The 26164-nt window shown below is 66.0% G+C and carries 25 protein-coding genes and 1 pseudogene; 9 read left to right on the top strand and 17 right to left on the bottom strand.

Annotation, left to right across the window (positions count from 1 at the left end; translation table 11 throughout):
- The 6 genes from ACQHI0_RS07580 to ACQHI0_RS07555 form a co-directional block, all read right to left on the bottom strand.
- On the bottom strand, positions 1-1560 hold the full coding sequence (locus ACQHI0_RS07580; protein ID WP_427907209.1) for a YfcC family protein: 1560 nt from the start codon (positions 1558-1560) through the stop codon (positions 1-3).
- Entirely contained in the window at positions 1557-2939 is a 1383-nt protein-coding gene (locus ACQHI0_RS07575; protein ID WP_427907208.1) for a M20/M25/M40 family metallo-hydrolase, read from the bottom strand. Before ACQHI0_RS07575 ends, ACQHI0_RS07580 begins: the two co-directional genes overlap by 4 nt.
- Before the next feature lie 676 nt (positions 2940-3615).
- Complete coding sequence (locus ACQHI0_RS07570; RefSeq protein WP_427907207.1) at positions 3616-4473, bottom strand: haloalkane dehalogenase; 858 nt, start codon at positions 4471-4473, stop codon at positions 3616-3618.
- Between the two features lie 185 nt (positions 4474-4658).
- On the bottom strand, positions 4659-5555 hold the full coding sequence (locus tag ACQHI0_RS07565) for an alpha/beta fold hydrolase (protein ID WP_427907206.1): 897 nt from the start codon (positions 5553-5555) through the stop codon (positions 4659-4661).
- A 53-nt stretch (positions 5556-5608) separates the two neighbouring features.
- Positions 5609-6493, bottom strand: a complete 885-nt coding sequence (locus ACQHI0_RS07560) for an SDR family NAD(P)-dependent oxidoreductase (protein ID WP_427907205.1) — start codon at positions 6491-6493, stop codon at positions 5609-5611.
- 26 nt (positions 6494-6519) lie between these two features.
- On the bottom strand, positions 6520-8547 hold the full coding sequence (locus ACQHI0_RS07555) for a CocE/NonD family hydrolase (protein WP_427907204.1): 2028 nt from the start codon (positions 8545-8547) through the stop codon (positions 6520-6522).
- A 334-nt stretch (positions 8548-8881) separates the two neighbouring features.
- Between ACQHI0_RS07555 and ACQHI0_RS07550 the strand changes: the two genes are divergently transcribed.
- The 6 genes from ACQHI0_RS07550 to ACQHI0_RS07525 all read left to right on the top strand — a co-directional run bounded on the left by ACQHI0_RS07550 (position 8882) and on the right by ACQHI0_RS07525 (position 14501).
- Positions 8882-9901, top strand: a complete 1020-nt coding sequence (locus ACQHI0_RS07550) for an Lrp/AsnC family transcriptional regulator (RefSeq protein ID WP_427907203.1) — start codon at positions 8882-8884, stop codon at positions 9899-9901.
- Between the two features lie 241 nt (positions 9902-10142).
- Positions 10143-10508, top strand: coding sequence for a BlaI/MecI/CopY family transcriptional regulator (locus tag ACQHI0_RS07545; protein ID WP_427909107.1), 366 nt, complete (start codon positions 10143-10145; stop codon positions 10506-10508).
- On the top strand, positions 10505-11455 hold the full coding sequence (locus ACQHI0_RS07540) for a M56 family metallopeptidase (RefSeq protein WP_427907202.1): 951 nt from the start codon (positions 10505-10507) through the stop codon (positions 11453-11455). Before ACQHI0_RS07545 ends, ACQHI0_RS07540 begins: the two co-directional genes overlap by 4 nt.
- Positions 11456-11579: 124 nt before the next feature.
- Positions 11580-13541, top strand: coding sequence for a peptidase (locus ACQHI0_RS07535; RefSeq protein ID WP_427907201.1), 1962 nt, complete (start codon positions 11580-11582; stop codon positions 13539-13541).
- Positions 13542-13571: 30 nt separating this feature from the next.
- Complete coding sequence (locus ACQHI0_RS07530; RefSeq protein ID WP_427907200.1) at positions 13572-13793, top strand: hypothetical protein; 222 nt, start codon at positions 13572-13574, stop codon at positions 13791-13793.
- Positions 13794-13994: 201 nt separating this feature from the next.
- On the top strand, positions 13995-14501 hold the full coding sequence (locus ACQHI0_RS07525) for a pyridoxamine 5'-phosphate oxidase family protein (protein ID WP_427907199.1): 507 nt from the start codon (positions 13995-13997) through the stop codon (positions 14499-14501).
- A gap of 52 nt (positions 14502-14553) precedes the next feature.
- Here the strand turns inward: ACQHI0_RS07525 and ACQHI0_RS07520 are convergent, their stop codons facing one another.
- A complete protein-coding gene (locus ACQHI0_RS07520; RefSeq protein ID WP_427909106.1) occupies positions 14554-14967 on the bottom strand; it encodes a WYL domain-containing protein in 414 nt (137 codons plus the stop codon).
- A gap of 6 nt (positions 14968-14973) precedes the next feature.
- The gene (locus ACQHI0_RS07515; RefSeq protein ID WP_427907198.1) at positions 14974-15534 is read right to left on the bottom strand and encodes a helix-turn-helix transcriptional regulator; all 561 of its coding nucleotides are present in this window, start codon (positions 15532-15534) and stop codon (positions 14974-14976) included.
- Between the two features lie 103 nt (positions 15535-15637).
- Here ACQHI0_RS07515 and ACQHI0_RS07510 point away from each other — a divergent pair, with 103 nt between their 5' ends.
- Positions 15638-16105, top strand: a complete 468-nt coding sequence (locus ACQHI0_RS07510; RefSeq protein ID WP_427907197.1) for a VOC family protein — start codon at positions 15638-15640, stop codon at positions 16103-16105.
- A 153-nt stretch (positions 16106-16258) separates the two neighbouring features.
- Here the strand turns inward: ACQHI0_RS07510 and ACQHI0_RS07505 are convergent, their stop codons facing one another.
- From ACQHI0_RS07505 to ACQHI0_RS07495, 3 genes and pseudogenes are all read right to left on the bottom strand, one after another.
- Positions 16259-17884 (bottom strand): ABC transporter permease, encoded by a 1626-nt coding sequence (locus ACQHI0_RS07505; RefSeq protein ID WP_427907196.1) that lies wholly within the window; start codon positions 17882-17884, stop codon positions 16259-16261.
- On the bottom strand, positions 17881-18804 hold the full coding sequence (locus tag ACQHI0_RS07500) for an ATP-binding cassette domain-containing protein (protein WP_427907195.1): 924 nt from the start codon (positions 18802-18804) through the stop codon (positions 17881-17883). The genes ACQHI0_RS07505 and ACQHI0_RS07500 overlap by 4 nt, the downstream gene beginning before the upstream one ends.
- Positions 18805-18873: 69 nt before the next feature.
- A pseudogene (locus ACQHI0_RS07495) lies at positions 18874-18969 on the bottom strand (alpha/beta hydrolase); the annotation flags it as partial.
- A 60-nt stretch (positions 18970-19029) separates the two neighbouring features.
- Between ACQHI0_RS07495 and ACQHI0_RS07490 the strand changes: the two are divergent.
- Both ACQHI0_RS07490 and ACQHI0_RS07485 read left to right on the top strand, forming a co-directional pair.
- Entirely contained in the window at positions 19030-20736 is a 1707-nt protein-coding gene (locus tag ACQHI0_RS07490; RefSeq protein ID WP_427907194.1) for an alkaline phosphatase D family protein, read from the top strand.
- Between the two features lie 176 nt (positions 20737-20912).
- Positions 20913-21284: a hypothetical protein gene (locus ACQHI0_RS07485; protein WP_427907193.1), complete on the top strand. Its 372-nt coding sequence runs from the start codon at positions 20913-20915 to the stop codon at positions 21282-21284.
- A gap of 19 nt (positions 21285-21303) precedes the next feature.
- Here ACQHI0_RS07485 and ACQHI0_RS07480 read toward each other — a convergent pair whose 3' ends face one another.
- The 6 genes from ACQHI0_RS07480 to ACQHI0_RS07455 are packed head-to-tail and all read right to left on the bottom strand — an operon-like array spanning position 21304 to position 26047.
- Positions 21304-21822, bottom strand: a complete 519-nt coding sequence (locus tag ACQHI0_RS07480; RefSeq protein ID WP_427907192.1) for a hypothetical protein — start codon at positions 21820-21822, stop codon at positions 21304-21306.
- A complete protein-coding gene (locus tag ACQHI0_RS07475) occupies positions 21816-22466 on the bottom strand; it encodes a hypothetical protein (protein ID WP_427907191.1) in 651 nt (216 codons plus the stop codon). Before ACQHI0_RS07475 ends, ACQHI0_RS07480 begins: the two co-directional genes overlap by 7 nt.
- Entirely contained in the window at positions 22459-23082 is a 624-nt protein-coding gene (locus ACQHI0_RS07470; RefSeq protein ID WP_427907190.1) for a hypothetical protein, read from the bottom strand. The genes ACQHI0_RS07475 and ACQHI0_RS07470 overlap by 8 nt, the downstream gene beginning before the upstream one ends.
- On the bottom strand, positions 23079-23834 hold the full coding sequence (locus tag ACQHI0_RS07465) for an ABC transporter ATP-binding protein (protein WP_427907189.1): 756 nt from the start codon (positions 23832-23834) through the stop codon (positions 23079-23081). The genes ACQHI0_RS07470 and ACQHI0_RS07465 overlap by 4 nt, the downstream gene beginning before the upstream one ends.
- Positions 23827-24909 (bottom strand): FecCD family ABC transporter permease, encoded by a 1083-nt coding sequence (locus ACQHI0_RS07460; RefSeq protein ID WP_427907188.1) that lies wholly within the window; start codon positions 24907-24909, stop codon positions 23827-23829. The genes ACQHI0_RS07465 and ACQHI0_RS07460 overlap by 8 nt, the downstream gene beginning before the upstream one ends.
- Entirely contained in the window at positions 24890-26047 is a 1158-nt protein-coding gene (locus ACQHI0_RS07455) for an ABC transporter substrate-binding protein (RefSeq protein WP_427907187.1), read from the bottom strand. Before ACQHI0_RS07455 ends, ACQHI0_RS07460 begins: the two co-directional genes overlap by 20 nt.
- Between the last annotated feature and the right edge of the window lie 117 nt (positions 26048-26164).

The raw sequence follows: 26164 nt of genomic DNA, 5'->3' as shown, positions 1-26164 counted from the left end.
TCAGTCCACGACGGCGGCCACCGCGAGAACCACGCAGACGATGACGAAGTTGACGGCGATCAGGGGCCAGATGAAGCGCAGATACTTGTCGTAGCCGACTTTGGCCATCGCCAATCCGCCGACGACAACCACATTGGTCGGTGCGACGAGCATGGTGAGTCCGTGGCCCATCTGGAACGCGGTGATCACCAGCGCCCGGCTGACGCCGGCGAAGTCGCCCAGCGGCGCCAGCAGCGGCATCGCCAGCGTGGCGTGCCCTGACGAGGACGGGATCAGCACCGCCAGCGGGATGTTCACGATCATGACCAGGATCGCGAAAATCCCGGCCGCGGCGCCGTCGACGAGTTGCTCCATGGCGTTGAGCACGGTGTCGAGGGTTTGGGTGTTGGTCATGATGACCGAGACGCCACGCGCCAGCAGGATGACGATCGCGGGCCCGACCATGTCGCCCGCGCCGCGGGTGATGAGCGAGACTGTCTGCTTCTCCCCCATCCTGGCGACCACGCCGACGATGACCGCGGCGATGACGAACAGCATCGCCAGCTGCGGGAACCACCAGTTGAGCTCGAACCAGTAAGGCTCGGTGAGGGTTTCGTGATACTGATCGTATTCGGCGGGACCGGTCGTTGCCCCGAAGATCGCCGACCACGGGATCACGGAGAAGATCATCAGCGCGAAGGTGAACCCGGTGATGGCCAGCACCCATTTCTGGGTGGTGCTGAGCTGCTCGTCCAGGGCGCTGTCGGCTTCGACGTCGGGATCGGGCTCCTCGTCGAACCCGACGACCGAGGTCGCCGGGTCTCGTCGGACCCGCGCGGCGTAGCGCAGCACGAACGCGACGGCGACCGCGGTCAGGACGACCCACAGGATGAACCGCAGCACGATGCCGTCACCGATCGAGACGCCCGCCTCCCCGGAGGCGACGCCGATCGAGAACGGGTTGACCGTCGAGGCCATATTGCCGACGAGCGCGCCGACGATGATGGTCGCCGCGGCGACCATCCGGTCGTAACCAAGGGCCAGCATCAGCGGAATCACCAACGCGTAGAAGCCGAAGGTCTCCACCGAAAAGCCCATTGTCGTGCCGAGCACCGAGAACAGCACCATGATGACCGCGATCAGCAGCCATGCCTTGTCACGCAGTCGCGCACCCAGCCGACCGACGGCGACCTCGAGGCTGCGGGTGGCGAAGCTGACGGAGATGAACGCGCCGAGTGCCATGATGAACAGCACGACACCGACCGAGCCGAAGAGCCGGCCCAGGTTGTCGGGGTCGACGAAACCCGTTGTCAGGTCCTGGACTCCGTACAGTCCGTTGACCGGGGCAAGGATCAGTTGCTGGATCCGTTCCCACCACGACAGTGGTGCGGAGACCTCCTCGAATGTTCCCGGGATGGGCGCACCGTCGGCGTCGGTCCCGAATCTGCCTGCCGGAATGAACAGGGCCGCGATCCAGACCAGCACCATGACGATCGCCAATACGGTGACGGCACCGGGGAATTCGAATTTCTTGCGTGGCTGAACTTCCGGCGTCGGTTCAGCGGTTGTGTCAGTACTCATCGACCCGCTCCGTTTCGTGCCGCGGCGAAGTTCTCACCGTATTCACGCAGGAACAACGCCTTGGCCAGCGTTGCTTTGGCCACTTCGTCGAGCAGGACACGTTCGTTCGGGCCGTGAATGTTGGCGTAGCCGTCGGTCGCACCGAACAGCAACTTCTCGGCCCCGGGGACCGCGGTGTGCAGCGCCATGACCAACGGGATCGAGCCGCCGCCTGCCATCTGCCCGGCTTCGGCGCCCCACGCCTGCCCCAGCGCGGACACGGCCGCGTCGAAGGCAGGACCGCCCGTCGGCGCGGCGAAACCGTTGCCGACTTCTCCGGCGGTGACAGTGAGTTCGATCCCGAACGGTCGCAGCGCCCGCAGATGGTCGATCACCGCGGCTTGCGCTTGGGCGGCGTCCTGCTCGGGATGTACTCGCACGTTCAGCACCGCTCGCGCCGATCCGGCGACCGCGTTGACCGAGGCATCGGGGGCGGGCGCGTCGAATCCGATCACCGTGATCGCCGGGCCCGACCAGATCCGTTCACCGATCCCGCCGGTGCCCATCAACGGCGTGCCGTCCAGCACTTCGGCCAGTTCACGGAACTCGTCGTCGGTGTAGGAGTTGCCGGTCCACGGCTCGCGGCGAAGCCCGTCCACCGCGACATCGCCCGCATCGTCGTGGAGCGAGGCCAGTGCACGGATCAACGCCAACCGCGCATCCGGGGCGGCACCGCCGTAGAGCCCACTGTGCTTGTCCGCGTCCAGAGTTCGCGCTTCGACCGTGACCTGCGCGGACCCGCGCAACGCCACCGTCAAGGTCGGTACGCCCGGCCGGACACTGCCGACGTCGGCGATGATCATCGCGTCGGCCAGGAAGGGGCCGGGATTCTCGACCGGATAGAAGTCGAACGGGCTACCGAACTCCTCCTGTCCTTCCAGCACGAGCTTGACGGTGACCGGCGGTTTGCCGCCGAAGGCGCGCAGGGCCCCGATGATGCTGATGATGTTGGCCTTGGAGTCCGCGGTGCCGCGCCCGTAGATGGCACCGTCGCGTTCCACCGGGTCGAACGGTGGGGTGTCCCACAGCTCGACATCCTCGGCGGGGACGACGTCGTAGTGGGTGTACATGAGCACGGTCGGTGCGTCCTGTGGTCCCGGGACCGTCGCCATGATGACCGGCGCGGTTTTCCCGTCGATCCGTAGATCCTCGATCTGTTCGATTCCGCTGTCTCTCAACAACTCCACCACGAGGTCGTGTGCCTGGAACAGCGGTTCCGGGGGGTACCCCTCGGTGGCGATCGACGGAATCCGAACCAACCGGATCAGCTCGGAGTACAGGTCGGGAAACAACGCACTGACGGCCTGTTCGACCTTTGCATCGGATGTCGGTGTGGACACAGCAATCCCTCACTTCTGCTAGTCGAGCACTGTCATTTCTGGGAGCGACGAGTGGTGAGAACTCCGGCGGCCACCGCGGTAGTGCGGCGACCGCGAGGCCGAGGCCGCATCCGGTTCCTTTGCGTCCCCTCCGATGGGCGTCGCCTGGTCCGTCACGTAACGGCGCAGCCGCCCTCTTCGAGGAGCGCGCCTCGCGACGGTCTCGACAGCTCGACGTCGGAGATGTCCACGCGTGGAATTCATTTGTTCCCCTGTGATTCGACCAACGATCCACCGGTGCAACGGATTTCACTGCCGAATCCATGGCAGCTCCGCATCCTGCCAGAATCCGAGTTTCCACTCTGAAAGTTCTTGCGGCCAAGGGCGATCAGAGCGTTACTCGATACGATTCGTTCAGTAGCGTGAACTATACGACCCGGTGCCACCATCATCGGAGTTTCAGGCGACCGACACGACAATGTCGGCGAAACGCAGGTCGACTCGGTAGCCCCTTTCGGTGTAACCACTGGACAGAGTAAATCCCGAGGATGCGGCGGTATAGCCTGCGACCTTCGCCGCGGCACTTCGGCGCCATGATGATGCTGATCCACCGCGAAATCTCTTTTCACAGAAATCACCGTCATACCGCAGGGCGACATGGCGGTGTTTTCCTGTCAGGGCCGGTTATCCGGGTGATTCAGACGCCCGCCGTACGGCTGAGTCCATGCGCACGCAGCCAACTGGCCAGCGCCTCTCCGATGGCGTCGGGTTGATCCTCCGGGGAATGGTGACCGCCGGGACCGACCCCGACAACCTCGACCGACGTGACATTGTCGCGGATCCACGCCCGCTCGGGGGCAGACTCGCCCTCGTCATCGGTTTGCAGGATCAGCTTCGACACCTCCGGTGTCGCGGCGAGCCAGGTGTCGTACTGCAGGACCCGATCGACGACGTCGGCGGGTTCGCCCTCGACGGGGATCTCACGCGGCCACATCAGCAAGGGTCGCCGCGATTCCGGGTCCGGATACGGCGCCCGGAACACAGCCATGTCGTCCTCGGTGAGACTGGGCGTCGTCTGCCGCAGGACACCCTCGATGAACATGTTGTCCTTCAGTATCATCTGTTCACCCTCCGGACCACGGAACTTGCGGAACAAGCCGGCAACCGGCTCCAAGTCCGCCCAGGTGATCGGATGCAGAAACGCCTGCAGGAACGCGATCCCGCGGACCCTGCCCGGATGCCTGCGCGCCCAGTCCGCGCCCAGCGGGCCGCCCCAGTCGTGCCCGACGATGACGATCTCGTCCAGCTCCATCGCGTCGAACCAGGCGTCGAGATAGCGGGCGTGATCGTCGAAGCGGTATCCGATATCCGGCTTACCGGAGTCACCCATCCCGATCAGATCGGGAGCCAGCGCGCGGACCTGATCGGCGACATGAGGAATGACATTGCGCCACATATACGACGAGGTCGGATTTCCGTGCAGGAAAACCACCGGAGTCCCCTCGCCGGTATCGGTATATGTCATGAACGAGTCGAGCACATCAATCTTCGGCATCACTGACCTCCTGAGCGCGCACAGCGCGGTTGTGGGTCGTTCGCGATCGGCATCTACTCGTGTGTCGGGTTCGTCGTGCCGACAGCGACGACGAACCCGCACGATGTTACCGTTTCCGGGACGTGGCAGGTCCCGACCCGCGACCGTTGTGGATTCACTTTCGAATGGATTCCGGAATCCGGAGATCACCCTGCCGAGCCGGGAGGTTCGCACAGCTCCTGCGTAATCCGCGATGCCAGCAATTCCGGCGCTTCCAGCGATGGCCAGTGGCCGACATCAGGCAAAATGACCACCCGCGTCTGCGGGCGCAACTCGCGCAACCGTTCGGGCATCGCGATGGTCGCGATGGGATCGTGCGCGCCCCAGACCAGTGTCAGCGGACCCGCGAATTCGACGAGCCCACCCGTCCACCGGTCTTGGAATTCGCGTCGTTCGAGCAGATATCGGTTCTGCCGTGGCAACAGACAGGCGCCGCCGCCCCGCTGGATCAGTCCTACCAGCGATTCGATCGCTCCGGGCGGTGCTGGAGCGGCCGGGGCGAAGCTCTGCTCCAGCGCCCGCGACAGCAGCCGTGCGGGCAACGGGAACGGCAGCGCTGTGGCGGGCAACCGCAACATGGCGCGCTGGCCGAGGGTCAGCTGCGCGAGGTCGATGAATATCGATCCGTTGGTCAGAATCACCTGTTCCGGAACGAATCCGAGCACGCCGGTATTGTGGCGATGCAATAGCTCTGCCACTACCGTGTCGCCCATGTCGTGTGCCAGTAACGCACACCGGTGAATACCTCGCTGTGACAACACCGATTCGATCAGGTCTGCCTGTTCGAACAGCGAATACCGTGCCGTGCGTGGCTTGTCGGAGAATCCGAATCCGAGCAGATCGATCAGCAGTACCCGTCGATCCGGCGACAGGTGGTGCGCCACCGCGGCGAAATCGTGCGACGACCCAGGAAATCCGTGGATGATCACCAGCGGCGGCCCCGCGGCGGAACCCAGTTCCACGACGAACACCTGATGGGACCCGACCGTCAGATGACGACCACTGGCGCGCCAATCACGAACGGATTCATTCATTCTCGACATAGAGCACCTTCTTTCGGAACCGAACGGTTACGCACCGGAACGAATTCGGATAATCAGATCGAGTCGACCAGCGCACGGGAGCGCTGCCACGCGTGTTCGCGCAGTTCGGTGTCACGCAGCGCGCGGCTGGGCAGGCGCCGCAGCAGGGGCGTGTTGGTGAAGAAGGCGCCATTGGTCGTGGCGAGCGAGGCATCCAGCGCTAGCCGCACCCCGAGGGTTGCTCCACGGTGCGCTGATCCGACCACACCGAGTGCTGCGCCGGCGCGCATCACCTTCGCGATGGCTCGTCCCCCGCCCAGCACACCGGTATCGCTGACACCGGGGCAGAAGCAGTTGGCGGTCTGGCCGAGGCCGCGCTCGGCGAAGTAGTGCGCCAACTGCTGGGTGAACAGAATGTTGAGCAGCTTGGTTTGCCCGTACCACTTCTGCGATGTCAGCAGCCCGTAATCGTGGGGTGCACCGAGCCGATCGAAGTCGACCCGCCCGGCCAGACGATGCCCTTCGGACGCGGTGACGACCACGCGTGCCGCGTCGGTGAGCCGATCCAGCAGCAGGTTGGTCAACAGGAACGGACCGAGATGATTGGTGGCCATCATCATGTCCAGCCCCTCGGCGGTGACCGCGGGTGCGGTCAAATTCACCCCGGCGTTGGCGACCAGCAGGTCGATGCCGCCGAGCTCGGTTCGGATCTCATCGGCCGCGCGGCGCACCGACGCGAGGTCGGCCATGTCGCACAGCACGATCCGTGGCGTCGACGTCGCGCCCGGCTCGGCGCCGAGTTCGTTCGCGACCTTTCGTGCCTTGGTCGCGTCGCGGGCCAGAATGGTCAGTACGGCGCCACGGCGGGCAAGTTCGCGAGCCATTTCTTTGCCGATGCCGTTGGTGGCGCCGGTGATCACGACGGTGCTGCCGTCGACTGATACTTCCTCGAAACTCATGTGCACTCTCCTGAGCTTGTCCACGGCTACCAGTTCGCTCGGCCGTCGGTGGGAATGTTGATCCAGCTGGGTTGCGCCGGGTCGAGATTCAGGTGCTGCGGCCGCAACTCGCTCTCGATCCGGAACGGTCCCAGCGGGAGGCCTCGGGGAAAATTGAACGAGTAGACGTCGACTCGAAGCCGGTGCCCGGGTTGCAGTAGTGCGTCGGTAGCGGTGAGACCGATGTCGACTGTGGTGGGTTCCCCCGGCACGATCGGTTGGCGTGAGTCCAGGGAAAGCGCCGGATAGGGATCGGTGTAGTCCCCATTGGCAGACCGAGTGGCCTTGGCTTCATCCACTGCCCGCAGCGATGCCTGCAACTGGCCGCTGGTCAGCACGGTCGATGTGCCGTCGGGCGCGACGTCGTTGACCGTCGCCGCCCAGAACCCGTCGGTGGCGTCGAGCACGGTGTTCAGGTGCAGATTGATCGGTCCGGATATCTGGGTCGGGCCGGTGACCGGTGCGCTGGTGAAAGTCAGCGCGGTGGTTTCGCTGATCCGGGAATCCTTGCCGCACACATCCAGGAGCGCGAGAGCACCACCGGTGCCGGTGGCCCCGTCGCGCGAGCACAGGGTCGCGAGTCCGGGCGCGACAGTGAGACGAGCCGACGCCCCGGGGTCTGCGGTCAAGCTGCCGTCGTGCACGCTGGTCGCCGTGGTTCCCGACGGTGCCGCGTTCAAGTACATGCGGCGGTGGCCCATCCCCGCTCCCGGGAGCTGCGCGGTGCTGACCCAGCCGTTGCCTTGCTGCCACGAGGTGACCTGATCGAACCGATCGATCCCGTTGTCGATGCCTTTGAGCCACTTGTCGAACCAGGCCCGCTGCAACACATCCAGGCGGGGCGGCCCGCCCGGCAAGCCGAGACCGCTGCCGGTCGTGAAGTGATAGGTATCGCCCATGATCAGCTTCTTCTTGGCTGCCGGGACATCGATCGCGTCGTAGATCCGCGGCGAGGAGTAGGCGAATATGTCGTGCCAGCCGCCGTAGACGAACGTCGGAATATTCACTCGCTCAGGATGTCCCAGCCAAGCCTGCCGCAGCGTCCCGTCACCGTCGAGCACGGTGGCGAGTTCGGGGTTGGTCAGGTCAGGTGTGGCGAGCGCGTTCAAGAGCACGTTGAAGAAGGTGAACGGGTCCGCGAGCCGGTCGGCCAGCCACTGCGGGTCGATGCCGCGGAACAGCGCGTCCGGGCTCGGGGCGAGTTTCGAGCTGTTGATCCCGGTCACCCAGGGCAGGATGAAGCCGACCCCCAGTCCGCCACCGGGGGCGGCGACATCGCGAATCAAGTCACTGCCAGGAACGATCGGGAAGATCGCCTTCAGCGCGTCGGGGCGTCGTTCCGCGGTCTGCATCTGGTTGATCGCCGAGTAGGAGATCCCGTTCATGCCGACCTTGCCGTCCGACCAGGGCTGCGCTGCGGCCCAATCGATGACCTCCACCCCGTCTTGCTGCTCACGCTCACCGAAGACCTGCCAGGTGCCCTGCGAGTAGCCGGTGCCACGAACGTCCACCACGACCTGGGTGTAGCCGCTCTGGACAAGGCGGCGATCCACCGCGAATGCCCGCAAGACGCCCGCGGGCAGTGCCTTCGTGAGGTCGGTGACACCCCCGAGACCGATATCGGACAGGTCGAAGGTGCGGAAGAAGTCGATCACCGCGTCGGAGAGCACCGGAACGTTGAGCATGGCGTCGAGCACCGGCGTCGCGGTCTTCGAATAGGGAGTCAGGTTCACGATCACCGGCGTTGTCTCGGCGATCGGTTGTCCGCTCGAATCCGCGGGACGGTAGACGTTCGCCTTGAGGACGGTGCCGTCGCTCATGGTGATCGGTACATCGGAGTCGGTATGAACTCGCGGATGGGCCGGTGCGCTGTCCTGCGTTTCGGTCCAGCGTGCGGCCGAGTCTGCCCCGCCGGCCTGCGCCATCGCGGGCGGGAACGTCATCGGGGCGACAGCGATTGCCACCGCGGTGAACGCGGCGGCGGCCGCGGCAATCGGATTGGGTGATCTGAACATGGATTCCTAAGTTTGTCCGGCACCCAGTAGGGCGACCCGGGCGCTCGATACATGTCGAGCCGGGCGCACAGTCGGGAGCCATCGGCCAACGACCAATAGTCGACTGCGATCCACCAAGCACCAGCATTTTGCAGGTTTCAGCTGGATCCAACCCTCCTGACGCAGGAATCGATCAGAGTCGATTGAGCGCGAGTCGACCGCGCGGGGGCCGCCTACACAGACGTCATGGCGACAACGGTGGGGTCGACCGCCAACACATCACCCATCACACGGGCCTTCCGATGCCGATCAGAGGATCTCGTAGAGGTGCATGAAAGAGGCTATATTTCACGGCATGATGCAGGAATCCAGCGCTCTGGATCAACGAGACCTGGAACTCGTCCATGCTTTGCAGATCAATCCACGGGCGTCCTGGCAACTCGTCGGGTCGGTGCTCGGGATGGATCCCGCGACCGCGGGCCGCCGGTGGGCTCGCCTCGTCGAGCACGGATGGGCATGGGTGAGTACCTCGCCTACTCCGCTGCTGGCCGGTCCGATGTGTGTCGCGCTGGTGGAGCTCGACTGCGCACCTGGCGGTATCCGGGAATCGGCAGAGATGATCAGCCGGGACAGCGAAGCGCTGACCATCGAACACATCGCCGGCGGTTGCGATCTGCTGGTCGTCGTAGTGACCACGGACCTCGCGCAGATGTCGGAATACATTCACGGTCGCCTCGGCCGAATGCGCGGAGTCACCGGTGTCCGCAGCAATATCGTCACCCACCTACTCGCCGAAGGCGGCGGCTGGCACCTCGACGTCCTCGCCCCCGCCCAACAGAGTCGGCTTCTGCGAGAAATGCGTAACCCGGAGCCACGGGTCAAACCGCTGACCTCGACCGACTACAGCTTGCTTCGGGCGCTGAACACCACCGGCCGGGCGACCACCGCAGAGCTGGCCGAACAATTATCGATCAGCCCGGCCACCGTACGCCGCCGTATCGATACGCTCACCGTCGCCGGATACCTGGCCCTGCGCTGCGAATTCGCCCGCTCCCAGGTGGGATGGCCGGCGACCGCGATCTACTGGGGCACCGCTCCCGCGGCCGACCTTGCCGGCATCGGCGCGCAACTACGGCGGCGGCCGGAGACCCGCACATGCCTGGCACTGGCGGGCCCGCGCAACGTCTGGCTGGTCAGCTACCTGCACTCCATCGCCGACTCCCCACGCCTGGAAGCCGAACTGAGTCAGACGATCCCGGAACTGGTCATCAACGACCGCGCGATCGTCTACCACACCATCAAGCAATACGGCCACGTCCTCGATACCGAGGGCCGAAGAGTCACCACGATCCCCATCGCAGGGATGCTCGGATGAAACCATCGGTGGCAATTCCACTCTGCAATCCGCCAGATCCGGCCGGAAACGTCACCTGGCGGGGCCTGGTCGACCTGTTCGAAGCAGCCGTTGGACGAAGCAGAGCCCGGGGTGCGCGCTCGTAGGCCGTGCACGGTGATTCGGCGGAGTCGGTCACCGGAGACGGTCGAGGCCAGTATGTTGTGCCTGCGGAATCGGTGGTCATGGCGATGCCGAAGCGGTGAGATGGAATGGGGCGATGGTGAAAGGCCTGGGAGCGCTCGAGAACCAGGTGATGGCAGTGCTGTGGGAGGTTCCCGACGCGCTGTCGGTGCACGATCTGGTCGATCGGATCGGGCGGGAGCAACGGACTCCGGCGTACACCACGGTACTGACGGTGGTGACACACCTTTGGGAAAAGGGCTGGGTTCGCCGGGAGAAGATCGGTCGGCGCTATCGGTATCGCCCCAGTCGTTCCCGAGCAGAAGCGACCACCGACCTGCTGCGTGAAATCCTCGACGCCAGCCCGGATGCGCCCGGCGCACTGTTGCACCTGGCGCGCACCGCCAGTGCGCGAGAGATCCAGGCATTACGGCAGGGACTATCCGCCGACGAGGACGGACCATGATCCTGCTCATCGCGCTGGTGGCAGCTGGAGCAGTGCTTGCCCTGGTCGCGCCCGCGGTCCTGATTCGCATCGATTTCGGCGGCGCGCCGGTTGTCGGGATCGCGGCCTGGATGGGTGCGGTGTCCGCGACGATCGGGGTCGGCGTGCTGGGGGTGGTCGCGTTGGCATGGCCAGGTGACCCACCCGGTAATTCGCGGGTGGCCGCGGTGGCGCAAAGCCTGGCCGAGGTCGAGCCGATGATCATCACTTGGACGGCGGACCTGATCATGCCGGTCGCGATAGCCGGCATGATCGTGCCGGCCGGACTGGTGGCTCGAGTCGCCGTCGTCCACCGGCGGCGCGCGTCGGCGCTGCGCCGACGGCACTCCGAGCTGATCGGGGTGCTCGGTCGCACCGATCCCAGCAGCGCGGGATTGGTGTGGCTCGACCATCCGGTGCCGCTGGCCTACAGCGTCGCTGGGCACGGCGGGTACGTCGTGGTCACCGACGGGCTCGCACGCTGCCTGACCCAGGCTCAGTGGCATGCGGTGCTCGCCCATGAGCACGCGCATCTGCGGGGCAGACACCATCACATCCTCGGCGTCTGCCAAGTGCTCGCCGGTGCCTTTCCTCGTATTCCGTTGTTCGCCGCCGCCCCGTCGGCACTGACCACCCTGGTCGAACTGGCCGCCGATCGAGCTGCCGCGACCCGCACCGATCCGCAGTCGCTGGGTTCGGCGTTGCGCGCGGTGGCAGTACACGGTGCCCTGGTGTCGATGTCGGCGATCGAGCCGACACAGGATTCGCTGGCTGTGCGCTTGGCCTGCCTTGGTGCCGCACCGAAGTTCCGTTCGGTGTCTCGGCGCAGGGCGGCATGGGCGCTGACGGGGATGATGATTCTGGTAGCGGTCACCGCGGTGCTCGCGGTCGGGCTCGGCTCCGTGGCAGCGTCGTTGGCCATGATCTGAAACCGCCACAAAAAACTATGCGCCATAGTATTTTGGCGACGGGCGCGCGTCGGCGGTAACCGTCAGCGCCACGAGCATCGGCTGCGCCAAAAGTGAAGTGTCATTATTTCAGAAACGAGAAGTCTTGCGTTCCACCATCATCCGCACGATGCACCAGAGGTGGCGGCTCCCGCTATCGGTCCTCACCGCCGCCGCTCTGGTCGCCGCCGGGCTCGCCGCGTCCAGCGCGATGCCCGTCGCCGCAGACCCTGGACAGACCCGCTATTCCCTGGTCAACGGCTGCTTCCGGATCGACATGCCGACGGGCCCGCTTGTTCCGGCCGCGGGCCCGTACCGGCTGCGCGCAACCGCCCTCGGTGAGTACCTGCTCTACGGGCGCAATCACGAGGTTCTGGAAGCCTCGGCTCAGTCGATCCGACCGGCCGAGAATCCCTCCGATGCCGCCGTATGGCGCGTGGACGGTTCCGGCACCAGCGGATTCACGATCACCAATGCCGCCACCGGAACAGCGGTGCCCGCCACCTTCACCCCGGACACCGGCTGCGCGGAATTCCCCGAGGCACAGTCAGGCGCCGTCGGCACACCCGGCCCCGGCGTTACCGCGGATGGATCGATCCAGGGCACCATCGACGCGCACGCGCACATCACCGCCTACGAATTCATGGGCGGAAACTTCCATTGCGGACGTCCGTGGCATCCCTACGGGGTGAAATACGCGCTGCCCGACTGTGCTTCGTACCGGACCGGCACCAACGGCCTGATCGCGAGCTTCCTCGACCACGGCGAGCCGTTCCACCCTTCCGACACCGGCGGCTGGCCCACCTTCCGTGACTGGCCCAAGCCGTCGATGCTCACCACCGAAGGTGCCTACTGGACCAGTATCGAACGGTCATGGAAGGCGGGACTGCGCGTGATGACCGTAGACCTCGTGGACAACGAATCGTTGTGCACCATGATGACCGACCGGCGAAACCCGTGCGACGACATGGCCTCGGTGCGTCTCCAGGCGGCAGGCCTGCGCGCGCTGCAGGACTACATCGACGCTCAAGCCGGTGGGCCGGGCCAGGGCTTCTTCCGCATCGCAACCGACCCGGCCGAAGCGCGCCGGATCGCCGAGTCCGGCAAACTCGCCGTGGTCCTCGGCATGGAACTATCCGACCCGATGGGGTGTGGAGTTTTTCTCGGGCAGCCGGAATGCACGCGGGCCGACGTCGATCGCTGGTTGGCCGAACTCCGAAACATCGGTGTCAGCAGCTTCTTCCCGGTTCACAAGTTCGACAACGCGTTCGGCGGCACGAAAATGGATCACGACGTGACCGGACTGCTGGTCAACGCGGGAAATTTCATGCAAACCGGAACATTCTGGAACGTGCAGGCGTGTCCGGGACCTGAACACGACAGCACCCAGCCCTCGATACCGATCGCCGGGCATATCAATCAGTTCCTCGCAAACCTCACCGGACCGCTGATCGGCGGTGCCCCGCTACCGCTGTATCCGGCTGGGCCGCATTGCAACGCGCGCGGATTGACCGAACTCGGTGGCTATCTGATCAACAAGATGATCGACCACGGATTCCTCATCGAGGTGGATCACCTGAGCGAAGCGACCGCCGACGAAGTCATGTCCATCATCGAAAAGCGCGGCTATTCCGGCGTCGTGTCCTCCCACGGCTGGGACTCGGAAAAGACCACGGCGCGAGTCTATGCCGCGGGCGGATTCGCCGTGCCCTACGCCAGCGAACCCGCGACCTTCGTTCGGGCATGGCGCGATGCCGGCGCCATGCCCCGCCCAGGGGGTGAGTTCGGATTCGGATTCGGCTCCGATATGAACGGCATCGCAGGTCAGGGCGCTGCTCCCGGGCCGGGCACGATCCGGTATCCGTTCACCTCGCATGACGGTCGGGTGAGTTTCGACCGGGAACGATGGGGCGAGCGCACATTCGACTTCAACACCGACGGTACCGCCACCTACGGTTCCTACGCCGACTGGCTCGAGGCGGTCCGGGTTCTCGGTGGCCCGGATGTCATGACCGACGTTTTCCACGGCGCAGAAATCTACCTGCGGATGTGGGACGAAGTCAGGTGACAGATCACCGCGCGCACTAAGGTGGGCCAGATGGTCACCAGCGGTGGCGTCGGCGTCGCGGGCACCGTGGGCGTCAGCAACGAAATGCCCGGCCTCACGGCCTGTTTCACCGCGCGTAACGCCAACGCGGGCGAGACCGTGATCGGCAGCCTCGGCGACAACGGGCTCGGTTCCGATGATGGCCAGCTGAGCTCCACCGGCTCGCTGAGCGACATCATCTCCGACGTGCTGGGCGATCTGATCGGTAGCTGATCTCCCAGCACCCCACTCCCGGGACGCGTCGTATCGTGCTGTCCCGGGAGTGGACCCGCGCGGCTGCGGCGTCACCGGTCGCGGCACTGTGCGGATGCCCGCTTCGGCGATGCAGGTCGTGACCAGCGCAATGATCGCGTTCGGGATCGCCGAGCGCGCTTACTCGATAGGGTCGGTGCAAAGATCGAGCGGGAGGTGAGCGTGGGAATCAAACAACGGGCCACGGTGCAGATGAGCGCGGACGAGATCGCGCAGTTCCTCGACCGCAGCCGGGTACTCACCTTGGCAACCCTCGATGCCGAGGGAAAACCGCATCTGACAGCGATGTGGTTCGGCTACCTCGACGGCAAGATCTACTTCGAGACCAAGATGAAGTCGCAGAAGGCGGCCAACCTGCGCCGCAACCCGACCCTCACCTGCATGGCCGAGGCGGGCGACACCTACGACCAGTTGCGCGGCGTTTCGATCGAAGGAACAGCCCATCTGATCGAGGACCCCGCGGACGAGGAATACTGGGCTGCCGGAATCGACGTCTTCCGCCGCTACGTCGGTCCCTACACCGAGCAGGCGCGACCGCTGGTCGAGTCCATGATGCACAAACGCATCGTCGTTCGGGTCGAGCCGACGCGCATCCGCTCTTGGGACCACCGCAAACTGGGCCTGCCCGCCATGCCACTCGGCGGCAGCACAGCTGACGTTCAACCCTGATCGGCGATCCTCTCCCGCCATGACGGGATCGCCTGGTCCTGAATCCGCTGCGTTACGGGCCTGCCTGCGCGGCCCGGTCCGCGCGACGAGACAGCTCGGCGAAGGCGTCGCGCAGCGCTTGCGGGGCCACGACCTCGATCTCGGTGTCGAAGCGTGCCAGCGCCGCGGCCAGCGCCGCCCATGACCACGAACCGATCAGCAGTCGGGTGCGTTCTCGGTCGATGGCCTCGACGACTCCGTCGCCGGCGAACGCAGCGACCCGGGTGGCGGGCAGAGACAGAATCACCTCGCCTCTGCACGGCCAGACGTCAACGCTGTCGGAACCTTTGAAGCGGGCGGCGAGGAAGGCCGCGACATCGCCACCCGGCACTTCCCTGGGTACGAAACGTGGGCCGTTGGGGATGCGGAGAGTCATTCTGTCGGCGCGGTAGGTTCGCCAGTCCACACGCTCGGGGTCCCAACCGATCAGATACTAACGTCCGTTGCGAACGACCAGGTGATGGGGTTGGACCCGGCGAGGTGGTGGTGTGCTGTCCGAGTCGGTCGGCCCCTGATAGTCGAACCGTATTTCCTCCGTGGAACGAATCGCGGTGCTCAGGTCCACCAGGATCCGGGTATCGGTTTGCCCGCCTGCCCCGGCCACGTCGATCTCGAGTGCGTCGACTCGCTGCCGCAATCGGGAAGGCAGGACCTGTCGAACGGTCGCGAGGGCGCGCGCGGCGCTCTCTTCGATACCCGCCCCGCTCGCTACCGCGATCCGCAATGCCACGGCGAGCGCGACAGCCTGCTCGTCGTCGAACAACAGCGGCGGAAGTTCACTGCCTGCCTCCAGTCGGTAACCGCCCTCGGGGCCCTTGATCGCCTGGATGGGATAGCCGAGTTCGCGCAGGCGATCGACGTCGCGGCGCACCGTGCGGCCGCTGACATCGAGCCGCTCAGCGAGCAGACCCCCTGGCCAGTCCCGGCGAACCTGCAGCAGAGACAGCAGTGCGAGCAAGCGGCGCGAGGTCGCAGTGGAGGTCGATATCGGCATGGCTTTCAGATTGCCACGAGTAGCGGACAATCCCTGTCCTCTACCGATGACAGGGTGGAATTCGTCGCCCTCCGGCGGCGAATAATCACCGGAAGGAACCACTATGTCGGTCAACGCTGTTGCTCACCTGAATTTCCACGGTCAGGCCCGCGCGGCCCTGGAGTTCTATCAGTCGGTGTTCGGGGGTCAGCTCACCCTGGCCACCTACGCGGACTTCGGGATGCCCGCCGAACTGCCCGGCGCGGGCAATGTGGTGTTCGGTCAGATCGTCGCCGACAACGGGTTCCGGGTCATGGCTTACGACGTGCCCGGCCAGGAAACGCCGACCACCCCGGCCGCGCCGACCACCCGCCGGGAAAACGGCACCACCATCACCGAGGAGCGGTTCTTCCTTTCGGTGCGCGGCGAGACCGTCGAGGAGGTCGGCGCACTGTGGGAACGCCTCGCCGACGGCGCGACGGTGATCGAGGCCTTCGGCCCAGCTCAATGGGCGCCCGCTTTCGGGATGCTCAGTGATCGCTTCGGTGTCACCTGGATCCTCGACGTCGCAGCCGAATACGTCCCGGCCTAGCGCTCTTTCGGGGTGCGACCGGACCCGGTCGCCCCCGAAGGCCCTGATCGCGGCCCGTCGCGGGCGCACGATGATTCGGCAAACCGTTCGGGGCGGCTCTCGGCCTCTTCCAGCTTGCGGCGTCAGTCAGTCTCCGGTTCTGTCTGTCGATGTCTAATCGTGCAGGTCGCGGTGGGTGTAGCCGAGCAGGCCCAGAGCTGTTGTCGCGGCGGCGATCACGGTCAGGATGACGCTGGCCAGCAGGTTCGGCCCGGTGTCCGGAACGGCGGCCAGATGTGCGAACGGGGAGATCTCGCGTAACCAGGTGGGCGCGTCGGTGCTGGCGGCGATGACGTCGAGCAGAAATCCGCCGACGACAGGGACCGCACCGATCGCGGCCACCGCGTGTGGGTACCAGCCCAGGCCCAACGTTGCCGCGCCGAGCGCCAGCAGCACCACCGGCACCAGGTTGAAAGCGCCAGCGAAAGCATCGCGCAATCCCAGAGGGGCGCCGGTACTCACCGCGCCGATCCACATGGCCGAGGCCGCAGTGGTCAGCAAACCCGCCACGCCCAGTGCGATGACGGCGATTTCGGCTCCCGCGAGTTGATATCGCGACAGCGGGAGCGCGTGTAATGGTGTCCAGCGGCGAGCCTTCTCATCCGCGGCCATGGCAGCGATGCGGGTGGCGGCATAGAGCCCGACGGGGATAGCCAGGAGAGCGAATAACGCGGCCGCGAACCCGGTTACCGAGCCGAGGCCGCCGAAACCAGCAGTGGCCGCAAGATCTGCGAAGCGCGGGTTCTGTTCGAGGAATGACACGATCGTCGAAGTCAGTGCGCCGATCAGCACGAAGTACGCGGCGATCCCCACCGCCCATCCCATTGTGGGCGCGAGCGCGCGCCGAACCGCGAAGGCGGGAACCGAACCCAGCAGACGAGTTCGCGGCGCGCGGGTATCCGACCGCACGAAGACCGCACCACCGAGGTCACGGCGACGGGCGACAATCAGCGCGGCGACGGCGGGTGCGATCGCCAGGCCCGCCAGCGCCAGCACCGGTGTCACCCGATTTTCGGCGTAGGGCGCAGCGCGGGCGGCCAAGCCGAACGGGGTGAACCACGCCGTCCACGCCAACGCGGACACACCATCGGCGAGCATCCGCAGCAACAAACTCAGCCCGACGACCGCGCAAGCCGCGCCGGTGGCCGCTGAGCGGGAGCCCAGCAGCTGTGCGGCGAGCACACCCACACCCGCGAACGTCACCGTCGAACCCAGTACACACAGGCCGTGCATGACCGCGCCGCTGGCGTCGGTGCCGGTGGCGATCAAGGCAGCGCCGATTCCGACCGCGCTCAGGAGGGCTGCCACGGTGAGTATGGCGGTGCACCACGCGACCATGTCCACGATGCGGACGCGGCCGCCGAGCACCAAATCCCAGCGCCCGCTTTCCTCCTCGCCGCGGGTGAGCCGGGTGGCGCTCGTCAACGCCCACACCCCGCACAGCACCAGCGCAGGGGTGCCGGTGCGCCAGACGGTGAACCCGCCGGGATCATCGAGCGCGCGCGGCTCGCCGAACAGGACTCGGACAGCGGGATTCTCGGCGAGCGCACGCAATGCGCCGGGGTCGAGTGTGTCGGCGAAGGTCGTCTGATATTGCACAGCGACCATGGCGGACAGTCCGGTCACGATGGCGGCCACCAGTGCCGCGCCGCGCCAGACCTGACGGTAGGTGAGCCAGGCCAACGCCGGCCCGATGGCCGAAGGGATCGCTGGGTGCGGTTGCACCGTGGCGGCGGTCATCGCTGCGTCCCGTAGTAGTCGAGGAAGATTTCCTCGAGGGTGGGCTCTCGCAGCGACAACGCCGTGACCTGCGCCTGCGCGAGAGCGCGCAGGGCAGGCGCGGGTGGCCCGGTGAGGGTGAACCGCACCCGGTGCCCGTCGAGTGCTTCGACGGCCAGTACACCGGGCACATCGTCCAGATTCGGGGGCTCGCCGTGGTAGGAGACCTCCACGATGGTGCGGTGGAGTCGGCGCAGGTCGGCCAGGGTCGCGATCTCGACCAGGCGACCCTCACGCAGGATCGCGACCCGATCGCACAGTGCTTCGACTTCTCCGAGATGGTGCGAGCTCAAGAACACTGTCTGCCCGCGCCGGCGTGCTTCGGCGACGCATCGGCGAAACTCGTGTTCCATCAACGGATCCAGTCCGCTGGTCGGTTCGTCGAGGACGAGCAGCGGTGCGCGGGTGGCGAACGCGGCGACCAGGGCGACCTTCTGTCGATTTCCGGTCGAATAGTTTTTGGCGGATTTGTCGAGGTCGAGCGCCAAACGCTCGACCAATTCGGCGCGGTAGGCCACGTCGATGCCCGGACCGACCCGAGCGACCAGCTCGAGGATCTCGGCACCGGTCAGCATGGGCCACAACGCCACGTCGGCGGGGACGTAGGCGAGGTGGCGGTGAGCCCGACGGACATCGCGCGCGTCGTGGCCGAACACCCGTACCGCACCGGTGGTCGGTCGGATCAGACCGAGAAGTAGCCGGATCGTGGTCGACTTGCCCGCACCGTTGGGCCCGAGGAATCCGAACACCTCCCCGGCCGCGACCGACAGCGTGAGGTCCTCGACGGCGAGGGTGCGACCGAACCGTTTCGACAGACGATCGATGGCGATGGCGGTATCAGATGTGGCGGCGTGCGTGGACAGCACGGCAGGTGCGGACATCGGAGCCCTTTCGAATCGGCGGATACGAATTGCCGACCAGACTTCCCGGCGCACCTGCGAACGATGCTACTCGCGCCGGGCTGCCGGCGCGGTGATTGCGGCGCCGAACGTCGAGGCGAGCGGCGCCTTCTGGGTCACAGCCATGACGAGTTGTTCCTCGGCGGGGAAGGTCCTGAAAGGGCAGAATGCCCGCTCGACAGCCGGTCCACGACATAGTCTGGACTGATGACACGGCTGCCGGAAAGTAGGGCCGAACTGGTTCTGGGTCCGTTGCTGCGTCACGTCGGCGAATGCGACGCCACCGTCTGGGTCGAGACGTCCGCACCGTGCACTGTCGAGGTTCTCGGCCACCACGAACACACCTGGACCATCGCCGGACACCACTACGCTCTCGTCCTGATCACGGGACTGGCAGCCGGTTCCGTCACGCGGTACGAGGTCGGTCTCGATGGGAATCGTGTCTGGCCGCTGCCCGACGCCCCGTACCCGTCCGTCATTCGCACGCTCAGCGGCGACGCCGATCTGACTCTCGCCTTCGGCTCGTGCCGATTCAGCACACCAACTGCGACGCAGGACGACGACCACTTCGACGCCGACGCTCTCGACACCTATGCGCGGCGAGTCATGGAACGCCCACCCGAAGATCTGCCCGACGCATTGTTGCTGCTCGGCGACCAGGTTTACGCCGATGAGCTGCTGTCCCCGGAGATCCTGCACCGCATCGACGAGTTGCACGACCTCGACCAACCGCCGGGCGCCCAGATCCGCAACTTCGAGGAGTACACGTGGCTCTATTCGGAGTCATGGTCCGACCCGCAGGTGCGCTGGCTGCTGTCCACGGTTCCGTCGTCGATGATCTTCGACGACCACGACGTCATCGACGACTGGAACACCTCGAAAGCGTGGCGTGACGAGCTCGAGGCCACCGACTGGTGGGAGGAACGCATCGTGGGCGCGTTGTCGTCGTACTGGATCTACCAGCACCTGGGCAACCTCTCGCCCGCAGCCCTGGCCGACGACGAGCTCTACCAGCGGATCCGATCCGAGGGCGGCGACTGCGCGGAGTTGCTCCGCGAGTTCGCCTCCGCAGCGGACGAAGAAGCCGACGGCGCCAAGGGAGCGCAATGGTCGTATCGCCGCGATCTCGGCACCACCCGGCTGCTCGTCATCGATTCACGGTGCGGACGCATACTCGGCGGCGGCACGCGGTCGATGGTCTCCGAGCCCGAGTTCTCGTGGATCGAACGACAGACCGAGGGCGACTACGACCACCTGCTGGTGGGGAGCTCGCTCCCGTGGCTGCTGCCGCGCGCCCTCCACGACCTGGAGTCGTGGAATGAGCGCATGGCCTCAGGGGTGCGCGGCCGACGTGTGACCGGGTGGGCCGAAAGAATGCGGCGCTCAGCCGATCTGGAACATTGGGCCGCCTTCCGAGATTCGTTCGACCGGCTCGCCCGGCTCGTCGCCAGCGTCGGGCGTGGACAGTGCAGCGGCCCGGGAGGACGGGCGCCCGCCACGATCTGCGTGCTGTCCGGCGACGTTCACCACGCCTATGCCGCGCACGCGCAGTTCCCCGACGCCGTGCGGTCCCGGGTCTACCAGCTGACCTGTTCGCCGATGCACAACCGCGTTCCGACCGCCATGAAGATGATTTTCCGGGTCTCGTGGAGTCGGGCCGCCGAACGGGTGACCCGTTTCCTCCTGAACCGGGTGTCCACCGTTCCCTCCGTGTCGGTCGAGTGGAGCCGGGTCACCGGCCCCTTCTTCGGCAACCAGATAGCGACGCTGCATCTGCGTGGTCGGACCAGCCGCCTCGTGCTGGAGCAGGTGAGCACCGCCGGCGGCCGTCCACGTTTGACGACGGTCGCGGACGTGGTGCTGTCGACCGAGACGGACGGCTCGCACCGAAGCGGCGTCCGCCGAGATCCATGAATTCGCATTGATTCCGGCTGAGAATTCGGAGTTTCCGTGGGGCGCTTCCCGCTCACTCCCCCACCCCGGCCGCGCGGCCACTGACATGGGACTCGCAGGAATCATCGACGCCTCACCGGCCCGGGTTCAGGACTGTTTGCGGCGTTAGAATCGAGGGGGGTGCGAGGAGTAGAACGATGAGTACCACCAGTGTGATTGTGATCATCGTCGTCGCGGTCGTTGTTGTCATCGCGCTCGTGGCCGGCGCTGTGGTGTCGATGCGTAAACGGCGTGCGCACCAGCAGGTAGAGGCCGAGGGCATTCGCGCCCGCGCGACGGAACAGGAGTTCGAGGTCGGTCAGCGAGAGGCGCGGGCCGACGAGATCGCCGCCCGCAGCCGCGCCGCCAAGGCCGAAGCCGAGGCCAAGTCCGCGCAGGCCGAACAGCTTGCGCAGCAGGCACACGTGCATCGCGGTGATGCCGCGGATTCGCGAGCCGACCTGGACAAGGAATGGGAGCGTGCGGACAAGGTCGATCCGGACACGAAGCCGGGTCAGGCATCCGAGTGATCCGGACCGGCCGGGGCTGTCAGTGTTGCGCGCCGCAGCCCGTCGGCTGCGGCAGCTCTTCGTAGACCTCCCCGACCTCGCCGCCCAGCAGTCGGTCGGTCATCTCCTGTTTCAGCACGGTCAGCCGTTCGTCGTCGGCCGGAGTGCGGTCGCTACGGGCTCCGAGCTCGATGAATTCGTCGGTGACGAATCCCGCGTCGCGCAACCGCACCAGCACGGTCCGGTCGCGATAGCGAAATTCCCAGACGTAGCGGGCCAGAGTGACGCCGCGGTCGGTCGCAGCGAGTTCGGGCACGACGGCGAAACGATCGCCGGTGACCGCGCGCAAGGCCATTTCGATCGCGTCGCGTCCACCGGGGCCGGGGAACGCGGTGCGGACGGTGACCTCACGGCGCTCGACGGGACCGAGCACCGCGACGGCGTGGCGCATCGCGCAGTACGCGTGCGCCACCCCGCCGGGAAAGTGTGGCCCGTGGTACTTCATCAGATCGGTGAACGAGATATCGATCGGCGTACCCGATTCGAGGACTGTCAGCATGTTTTCCTCCGGTCAGCGGTGGCCCAGTACAACGCCGAGTAGAGCAATTGCGTTGCGCCGGGCATGAATCCGGACCCGTGGTGGTACACCGGGTCCATGGTGGTGACCAGTAGACGACCGGGCGTCGACTGCTCGTCGAGATAGAGGATCGAACCGTCGCGGGCACCGTCCTCGGTGTGCAGATCGACCAGGCTCACCGCGCCGGGCGGGGGTTCGAGCACACCGTGGTAGTGCCAGATCACCGCGCGGTCGGCGAAGAAGTCCCAGGCTGGATGGTCTGGGACGCGTGTGCGGAGCCTGTGGTCTTCGCCGGTTCGCCACCACCAGAACACGGTGGGACGGCTCTGTTGCCGGACGCCGGGCACCCAGCCCTCCACGGAATTCTCGCCGAAGACCAAGACGGTGACGCCCCGGTCGAGGGCAGCGAGAATGCCTGAGGTCCAGTGCCGCAACAGATCCGGGCGGAGCCGGTCGGACACCACGAGCACGTCGATGTCGGTGAGTTCCTCGGGAGCCCCGGTCCGCACATGGATCGGACGGAGCCGGTACGGCGCCAGCGCGGGGTCGGCCAGGGTGGCCAGTTGCGCGTGGCTGCCGCCGTGTAGCAAGGCGATCGAGCAGGTGGCGCGAACACGGTCAGTCATCGCGGCCCTCCAGCCATCGGACGAGCTGGGTGCGCATTCGCTGCGTGCCGCGAGCGGCGGTGGCGAACTGCAGCAGATCGTTGCCGCCGTGCACCAGGACCCGGCCCGCGCCGAGCGGGTAGTCGTAGTCGACCGGGGCGTTGGTCGTCCCGAGGGTGTGCACCACGCGGGAGTCGTCGGGCAGGTCCGCATACCAGCCACGCCCGTAGAAGCCGGCGACGCCGATCCGGGCCAGTTCTTCGAACGGCACAGGTCCCGGCGTTCCGGTGTTGTACAGGAAGGACTTCGGATCGGTGCCTGCCCACACGGGATGCTCGTTCACGCGCGTCAACGCGAGATCACGCGGGTTGCGGAAGTCGAGCTTTCGCCAGGTACTCAGGCCGTGCAGGAAGAGTCGCTGCACATGCCCGTTGATGACGACACGTCCGCCGCGTGTGACAAAGGAATCCAGAAACGGTCGCTGTTGGAGCAAGTACTCTTGATCGACATCGCCGGTCAGATGCACACCGGTGACCGAGTCGTCGCATTCTTCCTGCAGGTCGTAGACATCGATTTCTCGCATGCCGTCGATCACTTGCCGGTCGCGCGGGGCCATGAGGGCGTGCAGAACCGTCACGAGATTCCCCTGCCGAAATCGGGAACGGTCAGTCGCCTTATCGCACTCGGCGTTTCGACGTCGGCGGTGACGATCGGCACCCCGTACATCTGGGAAAGCAGTGTGCTGGTGAGCAACTCGCGTGTCGGGCCGATCCGCTGGTCGTCGGCGCTCACCATCAGCATCGACCGTTCGGCCACGTGCAGTGCGTGATCGGGATGGTGTGTGGTCATCACGACCGCCATTCCTTCGTCGGCGAGCGCGCGGAGCACAGTCAGCACCTGGGCCTGGTTGCGCAGGTCGAGGGCGGCGGCGGGTTCGTCGAGCACGATGGTGTCGCAGTCGGAGACCAACGCCCGGGCGATGAGCACCAATTGACGCTCTCCACCACTGAGTCCGGCGTAGTCACGGTCCGCGAGATGCGAAACGCCGACCCGGTGCAGCGCGTCCCGCGCGGCCTCGCGGTCGGTGGCGGTAGGAGTGCTGTAGATCTTCACCGTCCTTGCCCGGCCCATGAGCACGATATCGAGCACCGAGAACGAGAACACCACCGAATGGCTCTGTGGGACGTAACCCACGCCTCCGGTTGCCACGACGGAACCCGCCACCGGGTGCGTGATTCCGGCCAGACACTTGAGCATCGTGGTCTTGCCGCGTGCGTTCGGTCCGAGCACCGCCAATACCTGACCCGCCGCGGCGCGTACCGAGACATCGCGAAAGATCCACGGCCCCTTGGCCGAATAGCGGAACGACAACAAGCTCGCCTCAAGCATCCGAACCCCACAGGCGGGTTCGGTTGCGGATCAGCAGCGCTACGAAGAAGGGAGCGCCGATGATCGCGGTGAGGATGCCGATCGGGATCTCGGCGGTGCTGATCGTGCGTGAGAGGGTGTCGATCAGGGTCAGGTAGCTGGCGCCGAGTAATGCGCTGACCGGCAGCACCATCCGGTTGTCGGTGCCGACCATCATCCGCACCAGGTGCGGGACGACCAGTCCCACCCAGCCGATCACCCCGGCGACCGACACCGATCCCGCGGTGATCAGCGCGACGCACACCAGCAGAAGGTTGCGCAGCCGCTGGGGCGCCAGCCCCAGCGCGGTGGCGTCCTCGTCGCCCATCGCGAGGATATTCAGTCGCCACCGCAGCGCGAGCACCACCAGTCCCGCCGCGACGATCGGGATCGCCGCGGTCAGCACCTTGGGGTAGCCGGCCGTCGCGAGTGAACCCATGAGCCAGAAGACGATCGAGGGAAGTTCGCTGTAGGGGTCGGCGATATAGGTGATGAACGAGACCATTGCCCCGAACATCGCGCCGACCACGGTCCCGCCGAGGATGATCATCAACAGTGGCGCCCCCGGCACGGCCCGAGCGATCGCGATGACCAGCGCCAATGCCGCCACGCCGCCGAGGAACGCGCCGCCAACCAGTGCGGCGCCGCTGAATCCGGCGAGCAGGATCAGCACGCCACCGAATGAGGCACCCGATGACACACCGAGTACCTGGGCGCTGGCGAGCGGGTTGCGGAACACTGCCTGCATCACCGCACCGGTGAGCGCGAGCCCCGCCCCCAACAGGATCGACAACAGGACGCGGGGAAGTCGCACATCGAGCACCACCGTGGCTTCCTGCGGGTACCAGGTCTGCTCGATCGGCAAGAACTGCCCCAACAGGATTCGAACGATCTCGTTCGGCGGGACGGTGTAGCGGCCGACGGCCAGTGCGCCGACCGCCACGACGATCAACAGCAGGAAGAACCCCGGAACGGCCAGCATCCGTCGATCGAACCGCGCCCGGAGCGGCGCCGGATCCATCGGCGCCGCTACCGCATCAACGGAGGAACTGGTCATAACCGGCAGCGTCTTTGTTGAGATCCAGACGGAGCACCTGGTCGATCTCGTCGTCGGTGATCTGGTAGGCGAACAGATTGTCGAACCCGGCGCGGATGTCCTCGCGCAGTTGCCCATCGCGCGTGCCCGGGTACAGGATCTGGTGCATCCACAGCCACATCAGTGGTGATTCCGCGCCCGGTACCTGCCACCGATATCCACCGAGTGGGGTCTTGTAGACGCGCTTGTTCTGCACAGCGCTCACATTCGCCAGCCGCGGGTCGGCGTAGATGTCAGCAGGAGTGCTCTGGTCGAATCCACTGAGCATGATGACCTCGGGGTTCCAGGCCAGGATCTGTTCCGGACCCACCTGTCCGGAGTCGGAGACGAAGCCCTTGGTGACCAGATCCCCGCCGACCAGGTCGAACTGGAATCCGTCGTAGCCCTTGGCGCTGGTGGTGCTGTAGGTGTCACCAGTGCGCGACAGGATCATCGCCCGCGGCCGTTGGCCCTGCGTCGAGGCCACCGCGGCGCGCATCTCGGATTGCTCGGCACGCTGCCAGTCGACCAGTTGCTGCCCACGTTCCGGCTTACCCGCGATCTGCGAGAACAGCGTGATCCACTGTTCGAGATCGTCCTGGGTTCCGTACTTCAGTCCGACCACCGGGAAGCCCGCCGACTCGATCGGCGCGATCACGTCGTTGCCCCGATCACCCCACTGGACAACGACATCGGGATCGAGCTGCAGCAGAGTCTCGACATTCGGCACGAAATCGTTGCCCGCGACAACCGCGGAGCTGGCCGAGGCGGGGAACATGGTCGCGAACATGCCACCCCGATTAGCGACCAGCGTCGACTGGTTGAGGCCGACGATGCGGTCGTAGCTGCGGTCCACCGCGGCGAAGATCGAGGGTGCGGGCATCACGGTGAACGCCACCTTGTCCGCGGGTCCATCCAGTGTGACGGTTCGGCCACGCTGGTCGATGATCGTCAGCGCTCCCGCGCCGACCGAGTTGCCTGCCTGAGCTTCTCGGCTCGAGCACCCAGCGGTCAGAGCGAGGGCTCCGATCATGCCGACGGCCATCCATCGCCGGGGCCGGAGGCTCCGCTCCCGCTGCGTCTTCGCCATGCGCTTACCGTCCCACTCTGAAACCATCATCCAATAAGTCAAGTTAGCCTAACCTATGTTGACGGGTTGCTGGGATGTCCCGCACAGGCGCCAGCCCCACGCCGGCGTGGGGCTGGCCCTCGGCAAAGTGATGGTCGAGATCCGCTG

The organism is Nocardia sp. FBN12, assembly GCF_050320175.1.
In the GTDB taxonomy this organism is placed as follows: Bacteria; Actinomycetota; Actinomycetes; order Mycobacteriales; family Mycobacteriaceae; genus Nocardia.
The sequence above is the reverse complement of the archived record's forward strand: the minus strand, read 5'-3'. Positions and strand labels throughout refer to the sequence as shown.